Source organism: Pontibacter beigongshangensis, assembly GCF_014332515.1.
Classification (GTDB): domain Bacteria; phylum Bacteroidota; class Bacteroidia; order Cytophagales; family Hymenobacteraceae; genus Pontibacter; species Pontibacter beigongshangensis.
The window spans coordinates 21,171-39,873 of the sequence record NZ_VFSD01000001.1 but is presented as its reverse complement, the minus strand read 5'-3'; the positions used below and the strand labels follow the sequence as shown (position 1 = coordinate 39,873).

The 18,703-nt window shown below is 48.3% G+C and carries 14 protein-coding genes; 3 read left to right on the top strand and 11 right to left on the bottom strand.

The window, feature by feature from the left end:
- Window positions 1-55: 55 nt before the first annotated feature.
- From FJM74_RS00120 to FJM74_RS00110, 3 genes are all read right to left on the bottom strand, one after another.
- Window positions 56-490 (bottom strand): helix-turn-helix domain-containing protein, encoded by a 435-nt coding sequence (locus FJM74_RS00120; RefSeq protein WP_187260529.1) that lies wholly within the window; start codon window positions 488-490, stop codon window positions 56-58.
- Window positions 491-1,548: 1,058 nt separating this feature from the next.
- Window positions 1,549-2,118, bottom strand: a complete 570-nt coding sequence (locus FJM74_RS00115; RefSeq protein ID WP_187260528.1) for a plastocyanin/azurin family copper-binding protein — start codon at window positions 2,116-2,118, stop codon at window positions 1,549-1,551.
- Entirely contained in the window at window positions 2,102-3,820 is a 1,719-nt protein-coding gene (locus FJM74_RS00110; RefSeq protein WP_241738887.1) for a L,D-transpeptidase family protein, read from the bottom strand. The genes FJM74_RS00115 and FJM74_RS00110 overlap by 17 nt, the downstream gene beginning before the upstream one ends.
- 824 nt (window positions 3,821-4,644) lie before the next feature.
- Here FJM74_RS00110 and FJM74_RS00105 point away from each other — a divergent pair.
- Both FJM74_RS00105 and FJM74_RS00100 read left to right on the top strand, forming a co-directional pair.
- A complete protein-coding gene (locus tag FJM74_RS00105) occupies window positions 4,645-6,537 on the top strand; it encodes a M1 family metallopeptidase (RefSeq protein ID WP_317175518.1) in 1,893 nt (630 codons plus the stop codon).
- A gap of 912 nt (window positions 6,538-7,449) precedes the next feature.
- Window positions 7,450-8,184, top strand: a complete 735-nt coding sequence (locus FJM74_RS00100) for an EcsC family protein (protein ID WP_187260526.1) — start codon at window positions 7,450-7,452, stop codon at window positions 8,182-8,184.
- A gap of 91 nt (window positions 8,185-8,275) precedes the next feature.
- On the opposite strand, the gene FJM74_RS00095 is transcribed toward FJM74_RS00100, so the two are convergent.
- The 6 genes from FJM74_RS00095 to FJM74_RS00070 form a co-directional block, all read right to left on the bottom strand.
- A complete protein-coding gene (locus FJM74_RS00095) occupies window positions 8,276-8,446 on the bottom strand; it encodes a hypothetical protein (RefSeq protein ID WP_187260525.1) in 171 nt (56 codons plus the stop codon).
- 232 nt (window positions 8,447-8,678) lie between these two features.
- Entirely contained in the window at window positions 8,679-10,553 is a 1,875-nt protein-coding gene (locus FJM74_RS00090) for an AHH domain-containing protein (RefSeq protein ID WP_187260524.1), read from the bottom strand.
- Between the two features lie 122 nt (window positions 10,554-10,675).
- Window positions 10,676-11,623, bottom strand: coding sequence for a peptidoglycan recognition protein family protein (locus tag FJM74_RS22505; RefSeq protein ID WP_187260523.1), 948 nt, complete (start codon window positions 11,621-11,623; stop codon window positions 10,676-10,678).
- A gap of 44 nt (window positions 11,624-11,667) precedes the next feature.
- Entirely contained in the window at window positions 11,668-13,392 is a 1,725-nt protein-coding gene (locus tag FJM74_RS00080) for a hypothetical protein (protein ID WP_187260522.1), read from the bottom strand.
- A gap of 159 nt (window positions 13,393-13,551) precedes the next feature.
- Window positions 13,552-14,817, bottom strand: a complete 1,266-nt coding sequence (locus FJM74_RS00075) for a hypothetical protein (protein ID WP_187260521.1) — start codon at window positions 14,815-14,817, stop codon at window positions 13,552-13,554.
- A gap of 42 nt (window positions 14,818-14,859) precedes the next feature.
- A complete protein-coding gene (locus FJM74_RS00070) occupies window positions 14,860-15,729 on the bottom strand; it encodes a hypothetical protein (protein WP_187260520.1) in 870 nt (289 codons plus the stop codon).
- A gap of 99 nt (window positions 15,730-15,828) precedes the next feature.
- On the opposite strand from FJM74_RS00070, the gene FJM74_RS00065 reads away from it, so the two are divergent.
- Complete coding sequence (locus tag FJM74_RS00065; RefSeq protein ID WP_187260519.1) at window positions 15,829-16,062, top strand: hypothetical protein; 234 nt, start codon at window positions 15,829-15,831, stop codon at window positions 16,060-16,062.
- A 534-nt stretch (window positions 16,063-16,596) separates the two neighbouring features.
- On the opposite strand, the gene hutF is transcribed toward FJM74_RS00065, so the two are convergent.
- Together hutF and FJM74_RS00055 are read right to left on the bottom strand one after the other, a co-directional pair.
- Window positions 16,597-17,904 carry a formimidoylglutamate deiminase gene (hutF, locus tag FJM74_RS00060; protein ID WP_187260518.1) on the bottom strand — a complete coding sequence of 436 codons (1,308 nt, stop codon included), beginning with the start codon at window positions 17,902-17,904 and terminating at the stop codon, window positions 16,597-16,599.
- Window positions 17,901-18,698: an N-formylglutamate amidohydrolase gene (locus FJM74_RS00055; protein WP_187260517.1), complete on the bottom strand. Its 798-nt coding sequence runs from the start codon at window positions 18,696-18,698 to the stop codon at window positions 17,901-17,903. Before FJM74_RS00055 ends, hutF begins: the two co-directional genes overlap by 4 nt.
- Between the last annotated feature and the right edge of the window lie 5 nt (window positions 18,699-18,703).

The following is an 18,703-nucleotide window of genomic DNA, read 5'->3' as shown; positions in this document are numbered from 1 at the left end:
ACTGTACTGCCGTGCCCGTCCATCCGGGCCGGCCGCTCTTATGGCACCAGGCTGATCAGCAGGCAGGAGTAAACGTTTCGAAAGTCTTGTCGCTATAAAAATACACGATCCGCTCTATCTCCTTTACGCTAGGTTTACTCCTGCCAGTAACCTCTTTCACACCCTTCTCTAATTGCACATTTTCAAGCGACTGTTTCTGCTGCCCAGGAAAGGCGATATGCTCCTGCTGCTTAAAAAGCGACTCCTTTTCTACCTGACTGGCAGCTGGTGGCGAAGGTTCGGGACTGTACATTTCCCCATCGCCCAACAAAAGCCAGCTCATACTCACATCGCGGTGCGCGGCCAAAATTTTAAGCATTACATCCAGACTCGGCTTATTCCGGCCGCTCAAGATGTGGCTGATTACCGCCCGTGGAACTTCCACGCCATCGGCGAACTGGGTAGAGCTCAGCTCTTTATCCTCCATCAGTTGCTTAATTCTGTCGATCATATCGATATACAAATGAATATTTAAGCCTTTCTCAAGCTTTCGCAAATATGCAGAATTGTGACTTAAATTAAAAATGTAAATTAAACAATCGGTTTAACATAAGGCTTCAAGATATACACTTATAAGCAATTAAAAGGTTTACTAAGATTAGGCTCCACATGCTGTTTACAAATGTAAATACATTTGTAAACAGCATGTGGAGCCTTGTATATTACTGCGTATTTCTTAGAAAGCAGGCCTTCCAGAGATTGTTTTCTGTTGCTTGGAAAAGGGGTTTATGAGCGTGCTGAAAACGGAAAAGTGACACAATGGCAGATAAATTTTCGCATATGTGGATAACTCGACTTATCCACATATGCTTAAAAACCATCTGTTTAGAGGCTGCTATTTATAGTAGCTATAGATATGGCTACTGCAATATAGGCATGCTTCAGCGGGCGGTATGCCGAAGCAAAGCATAGATGGCCCAGCCGGAATATGGGTTCTTATAAAATTGTATTAAATCTTTATATCGATCTGATGCAGCAGAAAGGCTTTTTCTTTTTCAATCATAACCCCGTTTGTGCGGTAGTTACCCTGATTCATGTATTGCGGTAGGCAGCTACAAAGCAGCTAATTTGCCAGTTGCACAAGCCACAAGATTCTTCCAGGGCCTCAGCTTAAATGGAAAAGCAGTTTGCAAAGCGCTGGTGCGAGCTTGTAGCTCGTACCATATGTTTCCTAAGGCTACAGCAAGAAAAGCGCTCCCTCCATAACCTGTTATGGCCAACTCTGGAAAGTCGTTTAATGGAAAGAAGGAGCTGCAAGCTTGCACCAGCGCAATAGACAGGAAAAGAAACCATATTTTGCCTCCAAGTTGAGTTCCAGGAGGAAAAAGAAGGCTGACTGGGCTGTTCTGACTCCAAAGGCGCTTTAAGGAGTTGCGAAACTCTGAATGGGTGGCCTGCAATTTCAGAGTGCTGCTCTTCTTCAGTTCCCGTTAAAGATGGGCACCACAAAAAAAGGAGCTATGCTGCGGGTTGCAGCATAGCTCCTTTTTATTTCAGCTAAACGAATAGCTACTTCACTGCCAAAACGCCACGCATATGTTTATAGTGGTCCGGATAGGTACACACAAAATCATAAAAACCCGGTTCTATGGGTGCTTCAAACTCTATGGATACCGTCTGGCCCGGGAGCGCAAGGGGCGATGAGGCCAGCACTAATACGGTGTCGTCGGGTACATAATTGCCTGGGGCTCCCACCTTCTCACCAGCCAGTGCCACCTGGGTGGCCTTCCCGTTTCTGGTGAAAACGATGTTATGGATCATGGATTGCCCGGAGCCCTGGTTTACCAGCGACAGCTTTACCAGCGACCCGGCTTTCACCGCTATGGTATCCTTGTCGAAATGCTTTATGTTCTGCTCATCGCCAACGGTATGCAGGGTGATCTCCTCCACCGACTGCAGCAGAGAGTCAGGTTGCGCCGGGGTTGCCGTATCGGCCTGGGCTAGCTCCGTGGTATCTGCCAACGGCCTCTCCTGTTCCTGCTCCGGAGAATGGGGCTGGCAACCGGCAAAAAGAACTGCTGCGCCCAGGGCAACTGCGTGTTTTACAAGCTGTTTTCTCCTCTTAGCTAAACAATTCATTCTCCAGCTTCTTGTCGTGCCCATATATATCTTCGCGGAAGTGTACATTGCCGGCATCATCTACCCAGCTCGTGAAATAAACCAGGTATACCTGCACTTTTTTGGGCAGTGTGATCCAGGTTTCTTCGCCTGCGGCTATTGTTTCCTGCAGCCTGCTCTCGTTCCATTCCGGCATGTCCTGCAGCAGGTAAGTGGCCAGGTTCATTGGCTTTTCTACGCGGACGCACCCGTGGCTGAAACCGCGCTGCGTCTGGCTGAATAAAGAGCCGGCAGGCGTATCGTGCAGGTAAACAGCATACTCGTTCGGGAAAAGAAATTTAATCGTACCCAATGAGTTTTTGGGTCCTGGCTTCTGGCGCACCATATACGGAAAATCCTTTTCTGTTACATTTTCCCAATCGATAGAGCTTGCCTCGATCGGTTTCGGGTTCTTCTCCTTCGTTACGATCTCCATGTTCTGGGTTTCGAGCCAGTTGGGGTTCCGCAGCATAGCCGGCTTAATCTCGTTTTCAACAATGCTATTGGGCACATTCCAATAGGGCGCTGCCACCACGTACTCCAGCTTATCGCTAAAGATGGGGGTAGAATGCATGGTTTTGCCAACGATCACCCTCATTTCCATGGTTTTCTGATACTTCCGCTCCGCTTCCGGATCGTTGTCCGGGTCTTCGTAAATGTAGAGTTTATACTCCGGTATGTTTACCCAGATAAATTTCTGATCGAGGCTCTTTGGCACCAGGCGCTTCGGTATCCAGCGCCAGCGCTCCATGTTCACCATGATCTGGTCTATCCGATCCTCCACCGGCACATTCAGCACTTCCAGGGTTTTGCCACCTACCACACCGTCCGGGTCGAGGCCATGCAGCTCCTGAAACTTTTTCACCTGCTGCTCCAGGGCATCGTCGTAAAGGCGCTGGTTCGGATCGCCGGCGTTGGCGGTTGTTTCCGGGTTCAGTCTTTTGCGGAGCGAAAGCACGGCCTGGGCGGTATCTCCTTTTTTAATGGATTTGAGTTCGCCCAGTTCTACTTTTGACCAGCCGCCCTGCTGCTGCAGCGCCCGGTATTGCTGCAGGGCTTTGCGCAGTTGCACATAGCCGTCGTGCAGGGCCTCAAACTCATAATAAGGATACGTGCTTTCCCGCTCCTTCAGGATGGTTTGCAGCACCTTGTGCAGCTTAATGTTGTTTTGCTTCACATTCCAGTCAATGCTGTTTTCGCCCTTCGGATCGAGCCGGCCTGTATAAAAGTCAGAGGCATATTTAAAGTAGGTGGAGGTGAGCGCCACATCTATCCGCTTCTGCAGTTCCTGGCGGGCAGTGTCTTTGCGCTTCATTTCGTTGAGCTGGTTTATCATGCCCTCTATATCCACTATCTTGTAGTTGGCAGGATCCAGCCCCTCCCGGCCCGACTGGTTTATGGTTTCCAGAAACTTTTCTGTTTCAGGTACTAATTTATCGTCGCGTATCCAGGCCAGCCGGTAATCGCGCTCCCCATAGAACAGGAACATCTGGTCCGCCTGCTCTTTGAACTCAGGTTTCTGATTGATGAAATTTAACACGTACAAACTGTCTGTCCGGATCTGGTCTTCTTCCTTGCCGGCAATTTGCCCCTCTTTGGAGCCTGTGTTACAGCCAAAGGAGAACAGCAGGCACAAGAAGCCTATGATAGAGGGTATTCGGGTGAAATAATTATTAGGGTTCATTTTTATCATTTTTGGTAGAAGTCCCCACAGGACGTCCTTCAAAATAGCAGCTGGACATAGCCGCTCAACACATAAAACCTGCTTAAATACAAGCTGGCATCTTTTATCTGGGTACTGTGGGGGTTTTTATGTTCTTTGTACTTCCTAAACTCATAAAATGTTATACCCACCTAGCCCCTCTTTGTTAAAAGCCCGGCTCACAGCCTTCGGCCGCCATACGCCTCTTGTTAACTTAAATCCAAAACACACTGCTGGTTGATTGTTTGTTGTTTATTCAGGATGCCGGACTTTGCGCCTGCTTAGGTGTTTGCTGTAATGTAAGCTTTTACCGGCCTCTCATTCCTACATATTCTTATCTCATGATTTATCGATGAAGGGGCCTTCCAACAAATCAACAATCATCAACTAACAATCATCGAATTATTCTAATGAAATCTGACCTCAGGAAGCTCTGCTGTTGCTGTTGCTGTTGCTGTTGCTGGTGGTGATTGGGGTGGTGGTGAATGGGGTCATGAGCACCCGCTAGGGGTGCGGCTACGGGAGCATGATCTTTTGCCGGTTCTTTTTTACCCCCTTCTCCAGGATGTTCTGGATTGGAAAACGAACAGGCTGCTCTCCCTGCTTCAGATGCGGGACCTTCTGCCTTCAGACTGACAAGTAAGCGTGAGGCAATTTTTCAACCAATCAACAATTTAACAATCAACAAACAACAAATCAACAAATCAACAATCAAACAAACCCCACAGAACAAGGCAGGAGGCAGAACTGAATTTGCCCTAATCGGTATAAAACCCTTATCTTACCGCCCGAACATAATTCCGAACATGAAACTACATCAAACGTTTTTACTTGGATTGAGCCTGGCAGGCACCGTACAACTGGTGTCGTGCAACAGCAAGACCTCTAATGAAAATCAGACCATGAAAACTGAACAGGAAATTGAACGGGAATCGACAGATGTGCATAGCTTTGCCCGCCCCACCGAAGCGGTGACCAAACACCTCGACCTGGACATTGACGTTAATTTTGACCAGAAGGTAATTTCCGGGCGCGCAACCTATCAGATAGAAAACCTGGCCCAGGCCGACCAGATCGTGTTCGACACCCGGGGACTGGAAATCGAAAAGGTATTTCTGGGCGACAGCCTCACCGAAACTGCTTTCAGGCTGGGCAGCGAGGAGAAATTCCTGGGGCAACCGCTGCTCGTAGATATCACGCCCAGTACAAAGTCCGTCACCATCCAGTACCGCACCACGCCCGAAGCAGCCGCCCTGCAATGGCTCAGCCCGCAACAGACAGCCGGCAAAAAGCATCCGTTCCTGTTCACGCAGTCGCAGGCGATCCTGGCCCGCACCTGGATTCCGATTCAGGACAGCCCTGGCATCCGGATTACTTACAGCGCCAACGTGAAGGTGCCGAAAGAGCTCATGGCCGTCATGAGTGCCGAAAACCCGCAGCAGAAGAACAGCACCGGCGAGTACAGGTTTTTTATGCGCCAGCCCATCCCCTCTTACCTGATGGCGCTTTCGGTTGGCGACCTGGTGTTTGCGCCCATCGGTGAAAAAACGGGTATTTATGCCGAACCGGCCACTATAAAAGAAGCCACTTACGAGTTTGCGGAGATGGACCAGATGCTGACAGCCGCCGAAAAACTCTACGGCCGTTACCGCTGGGACCGCTACGACCTGCTGGTGCTGCCTCCTTCGTTTCCGTTTGGGGGAATGGAGAACCCCAGGCTTACTTTTGTAACGCCTACCGTACTGGCCAAAGACCGCTCTCTAACCAGCCTGATTGCCCATGAGCTGGCCCACAGCTGGAGCGGCAACCTGGTAACCAACGGCACCTGGAACGATTTCTGGCTGAACGAAGGCTTTACGGTTTATTTTGAGCGCCGCATTATGGAGGAGCTCTATGGCAAAGACTATGCAGACATGCTGCAGGTGCTGGGCTATCAGGATCTGCAGCACACGCTGGAAGACATGGAAAAGAAAGACGACACGCGCCTGAAGCTCGACCTGGAAGGCCGCGACCCGGATGAAGGCTTAACAGAGATTGCCTACGAAAAAGGAAACGCATTTTTGTTGAACGTAGAAAAAACAGTTGGACGCGAACGCTTCGACCAGTTCCTGAACAAATATTTCCAGACCTTTGCCTTTAAGAGCACCAACACCGACCGTTTCCTGGAGTTTCTGCGCACGGAGCTCATAAAAGGCGATGAAAAGCTGGCGGAGCAGATCAATATTGAAGGCTGGGTTTATTCTCCGGGCCTGCCGGAAGAGCATGTGAAGCCATCGTCTACACGCTTTGCACAGGTGGAGGAAGCTTTTAAAAGCTGGCAAAGCGGCACTCCGGCTGCCTCGCTGGTTACCAAAGACTGGTCGAGCCACGAATGGCTGCACTTTATCCGGTTGCTGCCAGACGAACTATCGCAGCAGCAGTTGGCCGAGCTCGACAAAGCGTTTGGCTTTACCAGGTCCGGCAACTCCGAAGTGCTGGCCGCCTGGTTCCTGCACGCCATCCGTCACAACTACACCACCGCCGACCAGGCCATTGACACTTTCCTGACCACCGTAGGCCGGCGCAAGTTCCTGGTGCCGCTCTACAGAGAATTACTTAAAACGCCAGCTGGCAAGAAAAAGGCCCTCGCCATTTACGCCAAGGCCCGCCCCAACTACCACGCCGTTTCTACCGGCACCATAGATGAGATGGTGAAGTAGCAGCACCCTGATTAAACCTGTTTAAGAGAGCCCCGTCACTATTGACGGGGCTCTTCCGGTTTGTTTAACTACTGATGTTCCGCAGCAGCAGGAGTAGCTGAGCCTCTGGAGGGGCTTATTCATTAGAATAATTGATGATTTGCCTAAAAGAGCTACAACTGGTCTCCGGACACTCGCAGGAGCTGCGCACGCTGCGAGGTCCGTGCTGCTAGTACTCAGAATTTACAGCACACCAGTACGGGCATCAGTAGCTTGTACCAATGCAGCAATGTAATAAAACATCTAAATTCTTCAGACACGAGTTGCTGCTGAAAAGGACTCCGGAGGGGCTTTTTGATTGAAATAATTTGATTGTTAACCGTTATATTGTTGGCTCGTAAAGAAATTATCCGGCTTTTAGGAATTGTTCTGCGGAGGATTCTAAACAGCGAATATTTCTGCCGCGAGCTGAAAGCTCGTGGAGGTAGATCTGCAGGCGATATTTCTCCAGTATAGAATAAGCCTCCATTTTGCAGTGTACAGAAACTTACTAGTCAACATTTCTCATCTACTTTTAATAATGGACCCTGGAAGTTAAAAACTCGTTTCATATAATACCACAACCTTGTAGCCTTTTCTCGTTCCATAGCTTTTGTAAGCATAAAGAAGGACGATCACCCGGTTCTGTCCCCCGCCGGCAGAACCTTATTGAGTACGTCTATTGGCTCTTTCAGACAGTGAACGGTGCGGGAGAATTATCAAGTAGGTTGAAAGTAGGAGTTGCAAGCTCGCACCAGCGGCGAATCATTTGTTTACTGGCTGTAATCTACTGATTGTTAAAATACTGCATTGGAGCCTAAGAAAATAATCTTAAGCGCCAACTTCTAAGTTTTTATCTTTTCAGCGTTCTACTCATACTAAGACAATAAAACGATGCATCCTTACGAAGAGAAGATGTTGCTGGAGTTGCAGAGTTGGCAACAGGAAATGCTGCAGGAGCCTTCTTTCGCGAATAAGATGGCTAAAACAGTGCAGAACAAACTCAATAGCTACATTCCCGAAAAAGTACACCAGGTTGCTACCACCACCATCAAGCAGATGATACGTGCCGTGCTTTTTGGGGCAGAAAAGACAAGGCAGCAGCCATTTCTGCATATTACCCTGGAGCTGAAGGAGGCAGTGGTGCGGGAGCGAATAGAATTTTACAAAAAAGCGGCTGCCGCAGAAGGTGGCCTTACAGGGGTTGGTGGTTTCCTGCTGGGCCTGGCCGATTTCCCGTTGCTGCTGAGCCTGAAGCTGAAAATGCTGTTTGATATTGCCACGTTTTACGGCTACGATGTGGAAGACTACAAGGAACGGGTGTACCTGCTTTACATATTCCAGCTGGCCTTCAGCAGCCAGGAGCAGCGCCGGCAGGTGTACCTGAAAATGGTGAACTGGGAAGCGCAGAAACACCTCCTCCCACCAGACATCCACCAGTTCGACTGGCGCACCTTTCAGCAGGAGTACCGCGACTATATAGATATTCCGAAGCTGGCGCAGATGATCCCGATAGTTGGAGCACCCATAGGCGCCGTAGTGAACTACCGCCTGCTGCAGAAACTGGGCGCCACCGCCATAAATGCCTACCGCATGCGCTGGCACGACGAGGAAAAACTGCTGCATTAGCGAACACGAAGTTACTTCTATTGCCGCGCACCTTGTGTATAGCCAAACGGTTTATACCTAAGGTGAAATTCCTTTGCGGCGTTAGCCTTGGCTATGGCGCCACGTTCGTCAGCTCGCGCTCGTAAAACACCAGGTCTTTCTGATCAGGACCCAAGGCCCGGGTACAATAATAGATTCGCTTTACGAATCGTCTTACTTCTAATTTGGTAGCAGGGTCAACATTGGCATACACTACCGATCCTTCCGGATATTTATTTTCCATAGTGTAAGGTAGGCATTATAAAGTTGGTATGATGGTTAATAGCCAGATAATTTATCAGGCATCTTAATTAAAGAGGTTACTTGTTTTAAATAACGAATGGTTAAAAACCTGGTCGCATCCCAAAAATTTCTGTCTCAGGCACCGAAAAAAGTTTCCGGTTGTGAAGCGATTACTGGAAGTGGTGCAGATAACTAAACCGCTGCTGGTGCTGGCTTTTAGCGCAAGGTTGGCTCTACAAGGCGTAAGGTCTTAGCTCCTTAAGTTCTTCGAACTGCCTTGCTGCCCATTTCGACAAATCATTTTCAAGGTATTTCCGGGCGTCCATTCCTGTAAATTTATTTCCGTTTTTCTTGGCCCAGGCTTCGAGTTGCTCTTTAATTAACCTGTTATAATAGTCATGGGCAGTGGAATGTAGCTGAGTCTTCAGGGCCTTGCCGTTTATGAGGCTGTTGATATCAAACCCACCCTCTACGACAGCTTTTTGCACGACCTCGCTTACTTTTAAAGATTCAATAGGAATTAGATGGTGAGCCTGTCGGTGGTCTGTTAAACCCATCGCTTTTCTCAATGTCCACCTTTTCTCGATCGCCTCCTGAATTTTAACGGCATTTTTGGCACCCCACCTTTTCACGATTTTAATATCAAAAATTCTCTTATTTGCGATCTTGCGTTTTAGGCTTTCTGTCGCTTTCATATATTTAGGGTCAGTCGGGCTGAGTGTTTCTACTCTTTTTATTATTTTACTGATTCCCCTTAACCTGTGCAGTTTCGCTAAACTAACTAATCTGGACCCGGGGCTGATGGTATTCTGTACAACCATTCCTGTAATCAAACCAGCAGCCAAACCCACTCCTCTAAATTTAGTTTGAATGCTCGAACTGTTTACGTATCCTTTAACTTCATCAAAAAATTCACCTATCACATCTTTGATAGAATCTAAGAAAACAGAGGGGCTTTTAACTATATCCCTGATAAGATTATAAATATCTTTGAAGAAGGAGATAGAGAACAGGCTCTTAATGTCTTCCCATGCATTTTCAAGTACCCGTTTACAGCCTTCCATAAATCCTTCCGTAAAATTCAGGATGGCTTTCCCGAAATCAATGGCATGATTTTTCCAGCCAGCCCTCTGCCCTACCTTACCCGTATCTTTCAGGTAGTTGATATAGGCATTAGTGGGGAAATAGATCAGACCTCCTTTTCTAAGTCTGATGCTGGCATAGATTTTTCTGGTAGCAGCCATATCTCTGTCAAAGACCTTATCGCGCCACCACGAATCGCTTTCTCCTCTGTAGTAAATGGCAGGATTATGATCATTTAAAATACTGAACGCATGTACAATGGTGCGCAGATCATCGCCTGTGTCAATGTTATAGTCCTTGTACTTAGATTTGACAAGACGCTCAAGCTTGTCACCTGCTGTTGTTATATAATACTCTTCCGTTAAAAGGTCAAAGTATCTGTTTGAGAGCTGAATTATATACCGGCTTTCTATCCAGCCTTCTTTCCCATCAGAGGTTCTTATTTTATACCAGTCCTGATCATCATAAATGGCAGGAAGACCTATTATGAGCACCTCAGAATTTTTAGGGTAAATGGCGCTGCTCTTAAATTTAGTGGCAGGATTTGGTGCAGCATGGAGTTTTATTCCTAAGGGGGCTTTCACCAGTCCTTTCACCTCCATTACTTTGCCCACATGGTCGTCTGTTGGTTTGCGGGCAGGTGCAGGCTGGCTCTGCTTCTTGGCTACCCAGGCCTCCTGCACCCAGCCTTTTAAGTTGACCGGCCCCATCCCTTTGGTATAAACATGCTCTATTCCGTTCTTCTGGTAATTTGCCCTTCCCTGCACCAGAAGCCAGCCATCTTTTTCTTCCAGAATATCCACCATCTGCTTATCCGGATAAAAAAGAGGAGCTCCGTTATATGTTTGCTTTGTTTTTAAATCAGATTTACGCAAGAATGATTTTTCTTTCAGGAAACCGGAAGACTTACCGGTAGCATAATCTTTTGTTTCAGATTCAATGTCGTGGATTCCGCTGAATTTACTTGTGGCCGATGCTCCGGGATTTAAAGCAATTACTTCTCTCACCAATAAATTCTTTTCCATAACGTGTATCCATTTAAAGTTTGCGGATAGCTTTTGCCACTCTATCTGGTTCCGGCCCAGCTAACTTACTTTGGCAGTTACCACAGCAGGGCTTCGCCAAATTACGAATCGCTGATAAACCTCTACTTTATTTTACCTGATCGCCATTGAGGCAGAATAGGCTTTCCGGTACCACATTTAAAATCTTTTCCGCCATCGCCCAGGCCTAACTTGTCAATTCCCCATTCTGCCACATTATACCATATGGCCGGGCCCGGATCATTTACCCGGGTGTTGCTGCTTTGGCGGTGTGCCAGCACATGTTTCAGGTCGAGAACAAGTTTAAGATAAGACAGTAAGAACCTTCCTGCTTCATACTGGGCTGAGGTGGGAGTATCCTCGTTGATCTTAATTTTCTTTTTTGTTTTTTGGTCGGTTGGGTACCACCACTTCCCGCTGATATCCGGGAAGTTCCCCTCAAACTCCACCCCTACACTTCGGGGGCTGGTGCAGTTTGAATGCCAGATAAACCGCGAAATTGGATGGTGCTGCATAATGCGGCCATCCAGCATGATGCAAAAATGCGCTCCCACAGCCAGGTATTTTTCCGGGTTGCTGTATTGCCCCTTACTGTCAGCACGTTTGTAGGCCATATGATGCAGCACAAGCGAAGAGATTAGGCGAGGATCACGGAACTGGTTTAAAATTAACTTTTTCTTCTTTTCGGGTATCACAGCTTTATGGGTCCAGTCTTCTATCCTCGTTTTGGCCTGAAAAAGGATTTGCCTTTTTTGTATATCCCAGATGGATAACTTAGACAGAGCATTCCGTTCGAGCAAAGCTCTCTCTGTCCTGAAATCAAGTTTAGATGTTTGAGGGAGGTTAGTTGCTGCCTGAAATTTTGCAAGTGCAGTTTTTAACTGTTGATCTACCTGGTTATCATCGCTTAGAGATGAGCCGTAAAGGCTGTTAAGCACATTCTTTGCCCAGGCTACATGCCCAATAACAGGTTTTTTGGTTACCTCCAGCTCCAGTTCCTCCTGGTTTTGAAGCGATTGAACTTCTTTATATAATAAATTTCGCTGCAACATTCGTCTGCCCGGTAAGGATTATTAAAAGATTAAATTATGTTACACTATACAATCGCCCCGACCTTTTCCGGCACCAGGCTGTAGGCGTTGCGGTAGCCTTCCACCAGGCCTTCCACATCGTTCAGCCAGGTATCGAGGGTGGAGCCAACGGCAATGGTGGTGAGCTGCGTCAGGTCTATGGTTTCGATGTCTGTTAAGAGACGGTAGCCGTAGGAGGCGCAATTATCGAACACGATGAAACGGTTGGTGTCGGACTGGGTCGGTTTATGCTGGGCTACCAGAATATCATAGGCAGCCGGAATAAACTCTTCCGGTTTCTCGTATTGGGCCGGAATTCCTATTTCCGTCCTGACCATGTTTAACAGGCACAGCGTAGCATGAACCGTGGCGATGCCAATAAACGTGTTGATCTGGTTGCGGCCATACTGCAGTGGCTCAAACTGCTGCTTCAGCACATTCATGGTGTCGCGTATGGAGGTTTGCGTAGCCACGGACGAGCGCGGCTGCGTGGTACCGTTCTGTGACTGGATTGCCTGCGCCAGCTGCTTGGCTTTGTAGTATTCGAGCATGTAGTCGATCAGCTTGTTAAAGGTTTGCATAAAGCCTGCATTCCGTTCACTCTCGATGCCGAGGTTATTTTCGATACTGACGCCTATGACGCGCTGGTACGTACAGATTCTGTCGCGCAGGTTAGAGCTCATCCCCAAGCGATGCAGGGTACAGATCATATCCATTAAGGTGGAATAGGTGGTTGGGTCGCCACTGCTGTCGGCTCTGCTGCCGGAGAGGGTATATTTTCCGCGGTAGTTGTAATCGTCCATTAAAACGCCCAGTATTTTAAAAATACCCATCCGCTCATAATAGTACAGCCAAACCACAGCCCCGACTGTCAGGCCATGGGTATCGAAGGCTAAATCGAGGTCCTGCCCCTGGGGAATGGCGTTCAGTGACATGGTTCGTTCATAATAAAAATCCGGCATGCAAAAGGTGGTCTTCTCTTCATCCCGGCAACCGGCTTCCGTCACGGCCTGCCTGCTGGTAGCCGCCAGCGCCTTGTTATAAGCATTCTGTGCACTTGCCAGCCGCTCTTCGTTAGAGCGGCTGCCGTCGTTCGTGAAAATGATCTTAGCTATCTCCAGTTCGTTTTTTGCATTCTCCAGGTTCCTTTGCGCATCCAGCATGGGTTTCCGGTATTCAAACTCTGCTACGTTCAGTTTTTGTTTTTCGGCTTTTAAATTCTGCTCGGCCGTTTGAAGCTCCTTGTACTCCGGCAAATGCTGAATTTCCTTGAGCTTCTTGTACTCCTCCAGCCGCTTGCCTTCCTCCAGGTTATCGATGCTGTTGACCTGGCTTTTTAAAGCGTCAAATTCAGGCTCAGATTTGGAGGCTAGTTCCAGTTTAAAATTGCTGATACCGAAGTCGAGGTTTTTCCGGGCTATTTCCAGGCGGGAGGCGGCAATGTTGAAGTCTTTTTGCGCATTATCCAGCTTGCTCCTTTCCGTACTTAAAATAACATTATTCCCGGCCTTATCCTGGTCTGCAGCAGGGCTTCCGCATTTGCACCTGGCATTGAATGGCCGCAGGGTCAGGCAGTTGTTGAAATTCAGGAACGGCGGGCGGTTTTTCTCCTGGTCTTTGTACTGGTTCCTGTAGTATTCCTCTATTACAAAGTTCAGCAGCTCATTGTATTGATTCCTTAGGTGGAATGTTTTTACATCTTTCCAGAAGTAGATCTGATTAGGTTCTTTAAATAGGAATAGCGGATCCATGGGCAAGAATTTAAAAGTAAGTATTATGTTGTCTTATCATGTTTTCTCGGGAGTACCCGAAAACTTCCTGGTCAGGAAAAGGAGTGAATTATTCCAATGAAAAAGCCCCTCCAGAGCATCTTTTGCTGCTGCTGCTGCTGCTGCTCAACGACCGTCAGGTCAGGTTTTTTGCAGCACCAGCTCCCTTAACCAGATGTCCATCAAATCGTCTATCTCGGTTTGCCGGATGGTCTGTTTCTCCCGCATCAGCCGGAACACGGCAAGCTGACATCCTATGTTCTGTTTTTTAAAGGCAGGTGAAGTAACTCCTTCTATCGTAGCCAACTTTTTGAGGATGGATGGAGCCAGTTTTTCTAAGGCAAAAAGGGCTTTGAGGGGTTTGTTATTCAGTTTTCTGAACTTTGTGTGCAGCAGCGCCCTGCCTATGGCCGGAATAAAATCCTTTGCCTCCCGTATCACCTTGCTGGTGGTATCGTCCAGTTTAGTTAGCGGGTACAGGCTTAGCCATTCCCTTTCCCAGGTGTCCCAGTCGCCGGTGCCCCATAACTGCCTGCAGCACTCGATTGAGATTAGGAAGCGCAGGTAAGAGGGCGGATGCGGTTGTAGGGTTGAGATACTGAACATCTGGCTGTAAGGCAGGATCAGCACATCGCGGATACTGCAGGTCTGGGCCATACCCGACAGGCAAAAGGCCCAGAAGTCGGGGACCACCTCCTTCGACCAGTTGGCAAACAGGCCGCACATCATGGGTGTTCCTCCTGCCCGTTCCACGGCTTTGTAAAACACTTTCTGCCACAGCCCCACCATGTTCAGCTTTACCAGGGCCTGATGGCCAGCCTCATGAAAAATCGAAATAAGGTTGTACTTCTCACTGATGCGGCTGTAGGGGATGGCTATAAATGGAACCGGGTTAGGCGTTAGCGGTATAATGTTCACATTTTCACGCAAGGTAGATGCTCCGAAGCCTCTTTCGCAGTACACCAGCGGGGGAGCCGTAATGTCGCCGATCTGGCCGGGGCGCAGAGCAAAAGCTGCAATTACATCACAGCCCCGCAGTTTAGGGCCTATTTCGTTGCTCAGGCGCTGGGTAAGAATATCCATGTAGGTATCGTAAAATGTATAAGCCTCTGTGAGCTCCACTTCTAACTCGCCCAGTAAATTAATCAGGGTCTGGCTGACCAGCAGGTTGTTTCTTTCGGAGTAGTATTTGTCTATATAAAGGCCCAGTTTCTGCCTGATTCTGTTCGAGACAGCATTCAGCTGCGATTCCAGCACTTCCCACTGGGTTTCGGAGATGTCCTGGTGGGGTTGCAAAGACAGCATCTTTCTTAAACTGGTTAACAAACGGGCCCGCTTCCGGAGCGAGTCTATTTTCAGTAGCAAAGAAGAGTGGTGCTTAGCCGTAGTTTTAGGAATGGTCTCCACAGTGGTTGATTTAGATAAAGCCGATCGACTCCTGAGCCCCCTCTATACTCTTTTGTAGGTGATGGTCACCACCTTGAACATCCCATTCCCCTTGTCTTCCACCTTTCTGTTTACTCTTCTGTAGCTGTGCTTTTTGGAGCCGAGGCGGACCGTTCGCTGTGCTTTTTTAAAGGAGTTCCGGGCAATGCTGTTTAACTGCACCTGGGTTTCGGGCAGGCTCCTGCTAAAATTTGTTCTGCTGATCTCGTCGGCAAAGTTAGCGTACGACTCCCTGGCCAGGGCCACCGTATCTCTTGCAGCCTGCCTAGCCAGATCGTCTGTTTCACTGTTTCCGAGCACTGCGCCCAATGCCAGACCCGCTCCCGGTACAACCGCATTTAAAGCTTGCGGACCAAATTTCATGGCCAGCGTTTTTAGCAGGCCGCGCGGGTCTTTTGTGATCTGCTTCAGCGCATCTGTCAGGGTGCCGCCTCCCGGTATGGCTTTCAGAGCCAATTTTGCTATGGGAGCCAGCTTTTTTCCCCACTTCTTTATTTTTTTAAAAAAGAAGTCGCGTTGCACTTCATGCATCACCTGGTTAAAGTCGTTCTCGAACTCGAACTCATTTTCGTAGCTGGTGGAAAAAATTTCGTAAAGGCGTCGCTCGTATCGTCCGTCAGGCAGGTTCTTAAACTCAGATTCAAACTCGTTCTCCTCATCAAACTCCGACAGGTAATCACCCTCATTTTCAAACTCATATTCATCCTCATAATATGCCTCTGCACTGGAGGTGTCGCCCGCTTCAAATTCATTCTCGTCGAACTCCTCATCGTTGTACTCCGATTCAAATTCATCAGAGACCATCGTGGATTCATCATCAAATTCAAACTCCCGTTCAAATTCACTTTGATCATTGTTTAGAAAATCAGGCATAGGATTACAATTTTATAGCTTAAAAGAATGATTATTCAGGTGTATGCGTAACAGGTCGAAGCTGCCATGTGTCTGCCATAGTAAGTTATATCCACAGCAGTGGGTGCAAAAAGGGTGGGTGATTGTGTGGAGCAGGGGAAGTTCCTGGTAGCAGAGATCGATTTTCCGGAAATTGCCGAGCAGAATGCCATGGCTTTAAAAGAAGAAACTTCTCTCTTACTACTTTTAGTTAAAATTTGCAGAGCACAATTGGGGGAGAAACAACAGCAAGTGGCAGGAGCTGAAGTAGTGGAGAATAAGAAATTTATTTTACAGAAAATCGAATTACATTAAAACTCAAATATCTACCTGTATATATACTATAATTAACATTATTTGTTATAAATATTATTATATTATTTTATAGCCCGTCAGGCCTTCAGCAGCAGAAATAGCCTCTTGGAGGGCATTTTGATTTGAATAATTGCCTATACTGGCAAACATGCATCGGGCACCAGTGCTTCTCCAAAAACAACCTTAGAATTGATAGCAAATCGTATGCAGCTGCTTCTATACTTTCAGCATGTTCTTTCTTCTCTGTCATCCTGCCAAGGATCTTGTGGGCGAGGGCGTTGGCAGGGGTTACTGGCTAGAGCGTTTATAAGCACAGCTGCCCTGTGGCTCCTGTAGTTTATTCTAATGAGCGAAAGACTTATGGCACCTCTTTTTTACCATATGGAAGTAGAAATTTGAAATGATGGCCGCTAGTATTGCTGGTTGCTTTACAAGCATTAAACCTATCTAAAGATTAAATAGGAAGTATTAGCCTGTAAGGGTGGTGATGGAGATCAGGAGGTGCTGCCGCCTTGTAGGATAATATCCGGGAGACTACACCCATTTACCATTCACCATTGTTCCCAGCAAGGCGGAGCTATCTGCGGTATATACAATGGCAGGCAATAAATGAGTTGGATTGGCCTGTGCCAGTGCCGGCCGGGTAAGATCGTAAACAGCTGCATCCAGCGGTTTCCCGAGCGAGAAATATTCTTCCGCATTTTCTCCCATTGCCTTCCTCCCGTGCAGGATACTGTTACGAACCATGTGAGCGGCTCCGTTATCAAAGGTATTGCGTTTGTGCGTGGTTAGCCGCTGCGCATAATCAAGCCACCTGAGATCTTCCAGCGGATTCAGGCTGATCTGGCTATCAGTGCCGATTGCCCAAGCCCCACCATGCCCTGCGTAATCGCCTAATGAAAATATACCATCGCCCAGGTTAGCCTCGGTACCCGGGCAAAGGATAACTGTTGCACCCGACTGCGCCAAACGTTTTGTCTCTTCGGTAGTCATGTGCGTGCAGTGCACCAGATGGAAGCCAGGACCTACCGCCATATTGTTCAATAACCACTCCACCGGGCGCTGGCCTAAATATTCAACGCAGGCTTCCACTTCTTTAAGCTGCTCCGCTGCATGCACATGAAATGGCAAACCTTTCGGTCCGTTTGCATACGTAGCTACTATAGCTGCAGCAGCTACTGCCCGAAGGGAGTGCACTCCAAACCCAAGGCTGGCTTTAGGATACCCGCTGATAGCCCTAAGGCTGCTTTCCAGGAGTTTTAAATAGGCGTCTGTGTCTTTTGATATAAACCGGCGTTGCTTTGAATGCGGCTCTTTCCCAAAGTCTCCTTTCTGGTAGAAAACCGGAATCAGCGTAATCTTAATGCCTGCTTCCGCTGCCGCCTCCACCAGCCTTTCACCTGTCTCTGCCAAGTTTGCATAGGGCTTCCCCTCTTTATCGTGGTGGAGATAGTGGAATTCAGCCACCTGCGTATAGCCGTTGCGCAGCATCTGCCTGTAAAGCTCTACAGCCACCGATTTAAGCTCCGAGGGGTTGTAGCGCAAGGCACAGGTATACATAGCTTCCCGCCAGGTCCAGAAATCGTCTGCCGCCCCCTTTTCATGAATTTCGGCCATCCCTGCCATACCAAACTGAAAGGCGTGAGAATGGGCATTCTGAAAACCAGGAAGTGCCGCACCTGCCACGGCTTCTATTGCTGCTGTGGTGGCTGGTTTCTCTGAAGAGAGGTATTGCACCACCCCCTCCCTGTCTATGCCAACATAGGCGGGTTGCATCCAGGCATCTTTCAGCAAAAGGTAATCGAACCTGTACACAGTGCTGTAGGAGATTTGTGGTGTCATGATAGCAAGCTGATTAAAGCTGTTAAGGTTTTCCGGAGAAGGGCCTGCACTTTCGCGGCTTTTGAGGCATCATATTTCATTTCGCTGGCATCCATATAAAGGTCCTTGGGCATCTCCAGTTGCAGCGCGTATTGTTGCAGGGCAGGCTGGCCATACTGCCGGGTAATGTACCCTCCTTTGAAAGGGTGGTTCAGACTAAGGGCAAAGCCAGCGGAAGAAAGCCGCTCTGCCGCCGCTGCTACCACAAAGGGTGGAGCAGACGCACCATCGGCGGTGCCCAGGATCAGATCCGGGAACGGCTCCCGGCTGATGGTTTTCACCACTCTTCTGATGGAATGGCAATCCCAGAGAAGCACTTTGCCATACTGTGCCTTAGTGGTATCCAGCAGCTCCTGAATCTTCAGGTGATAAGGTTCAAAGTACAATTTTAACCTTCGCTCCCGTTCCGGATGGCTCGGCTGGCTTCTTTCATCCCTATAGATGGGCCGCCCCAGAAAATCTGTGCAGGGGCACAGGTCCGTAATTATTCTGCCGTCGTGGTACAGGGGGGCGTTGTCCGGGTTCCGGTTCAGGTCGATTACCCAACGGCTGAAAACGGATGAGATAACCGGGATGCCCAGTTCCAGTGCAAAAGCGTAAAGCTGATCTACCTGCCAGTCCGTATCATCAGGAGGCAATAATTCTGGTTTATATTCTTGCAGAAGATCCTCCGGGATCTGTGTTCCGCAGTGAGGGATGCTGAGGATGACAGGGGCGCTTGTTCCAACTGGTTTCTGAAGGTTAAAAACATTCATGGGCT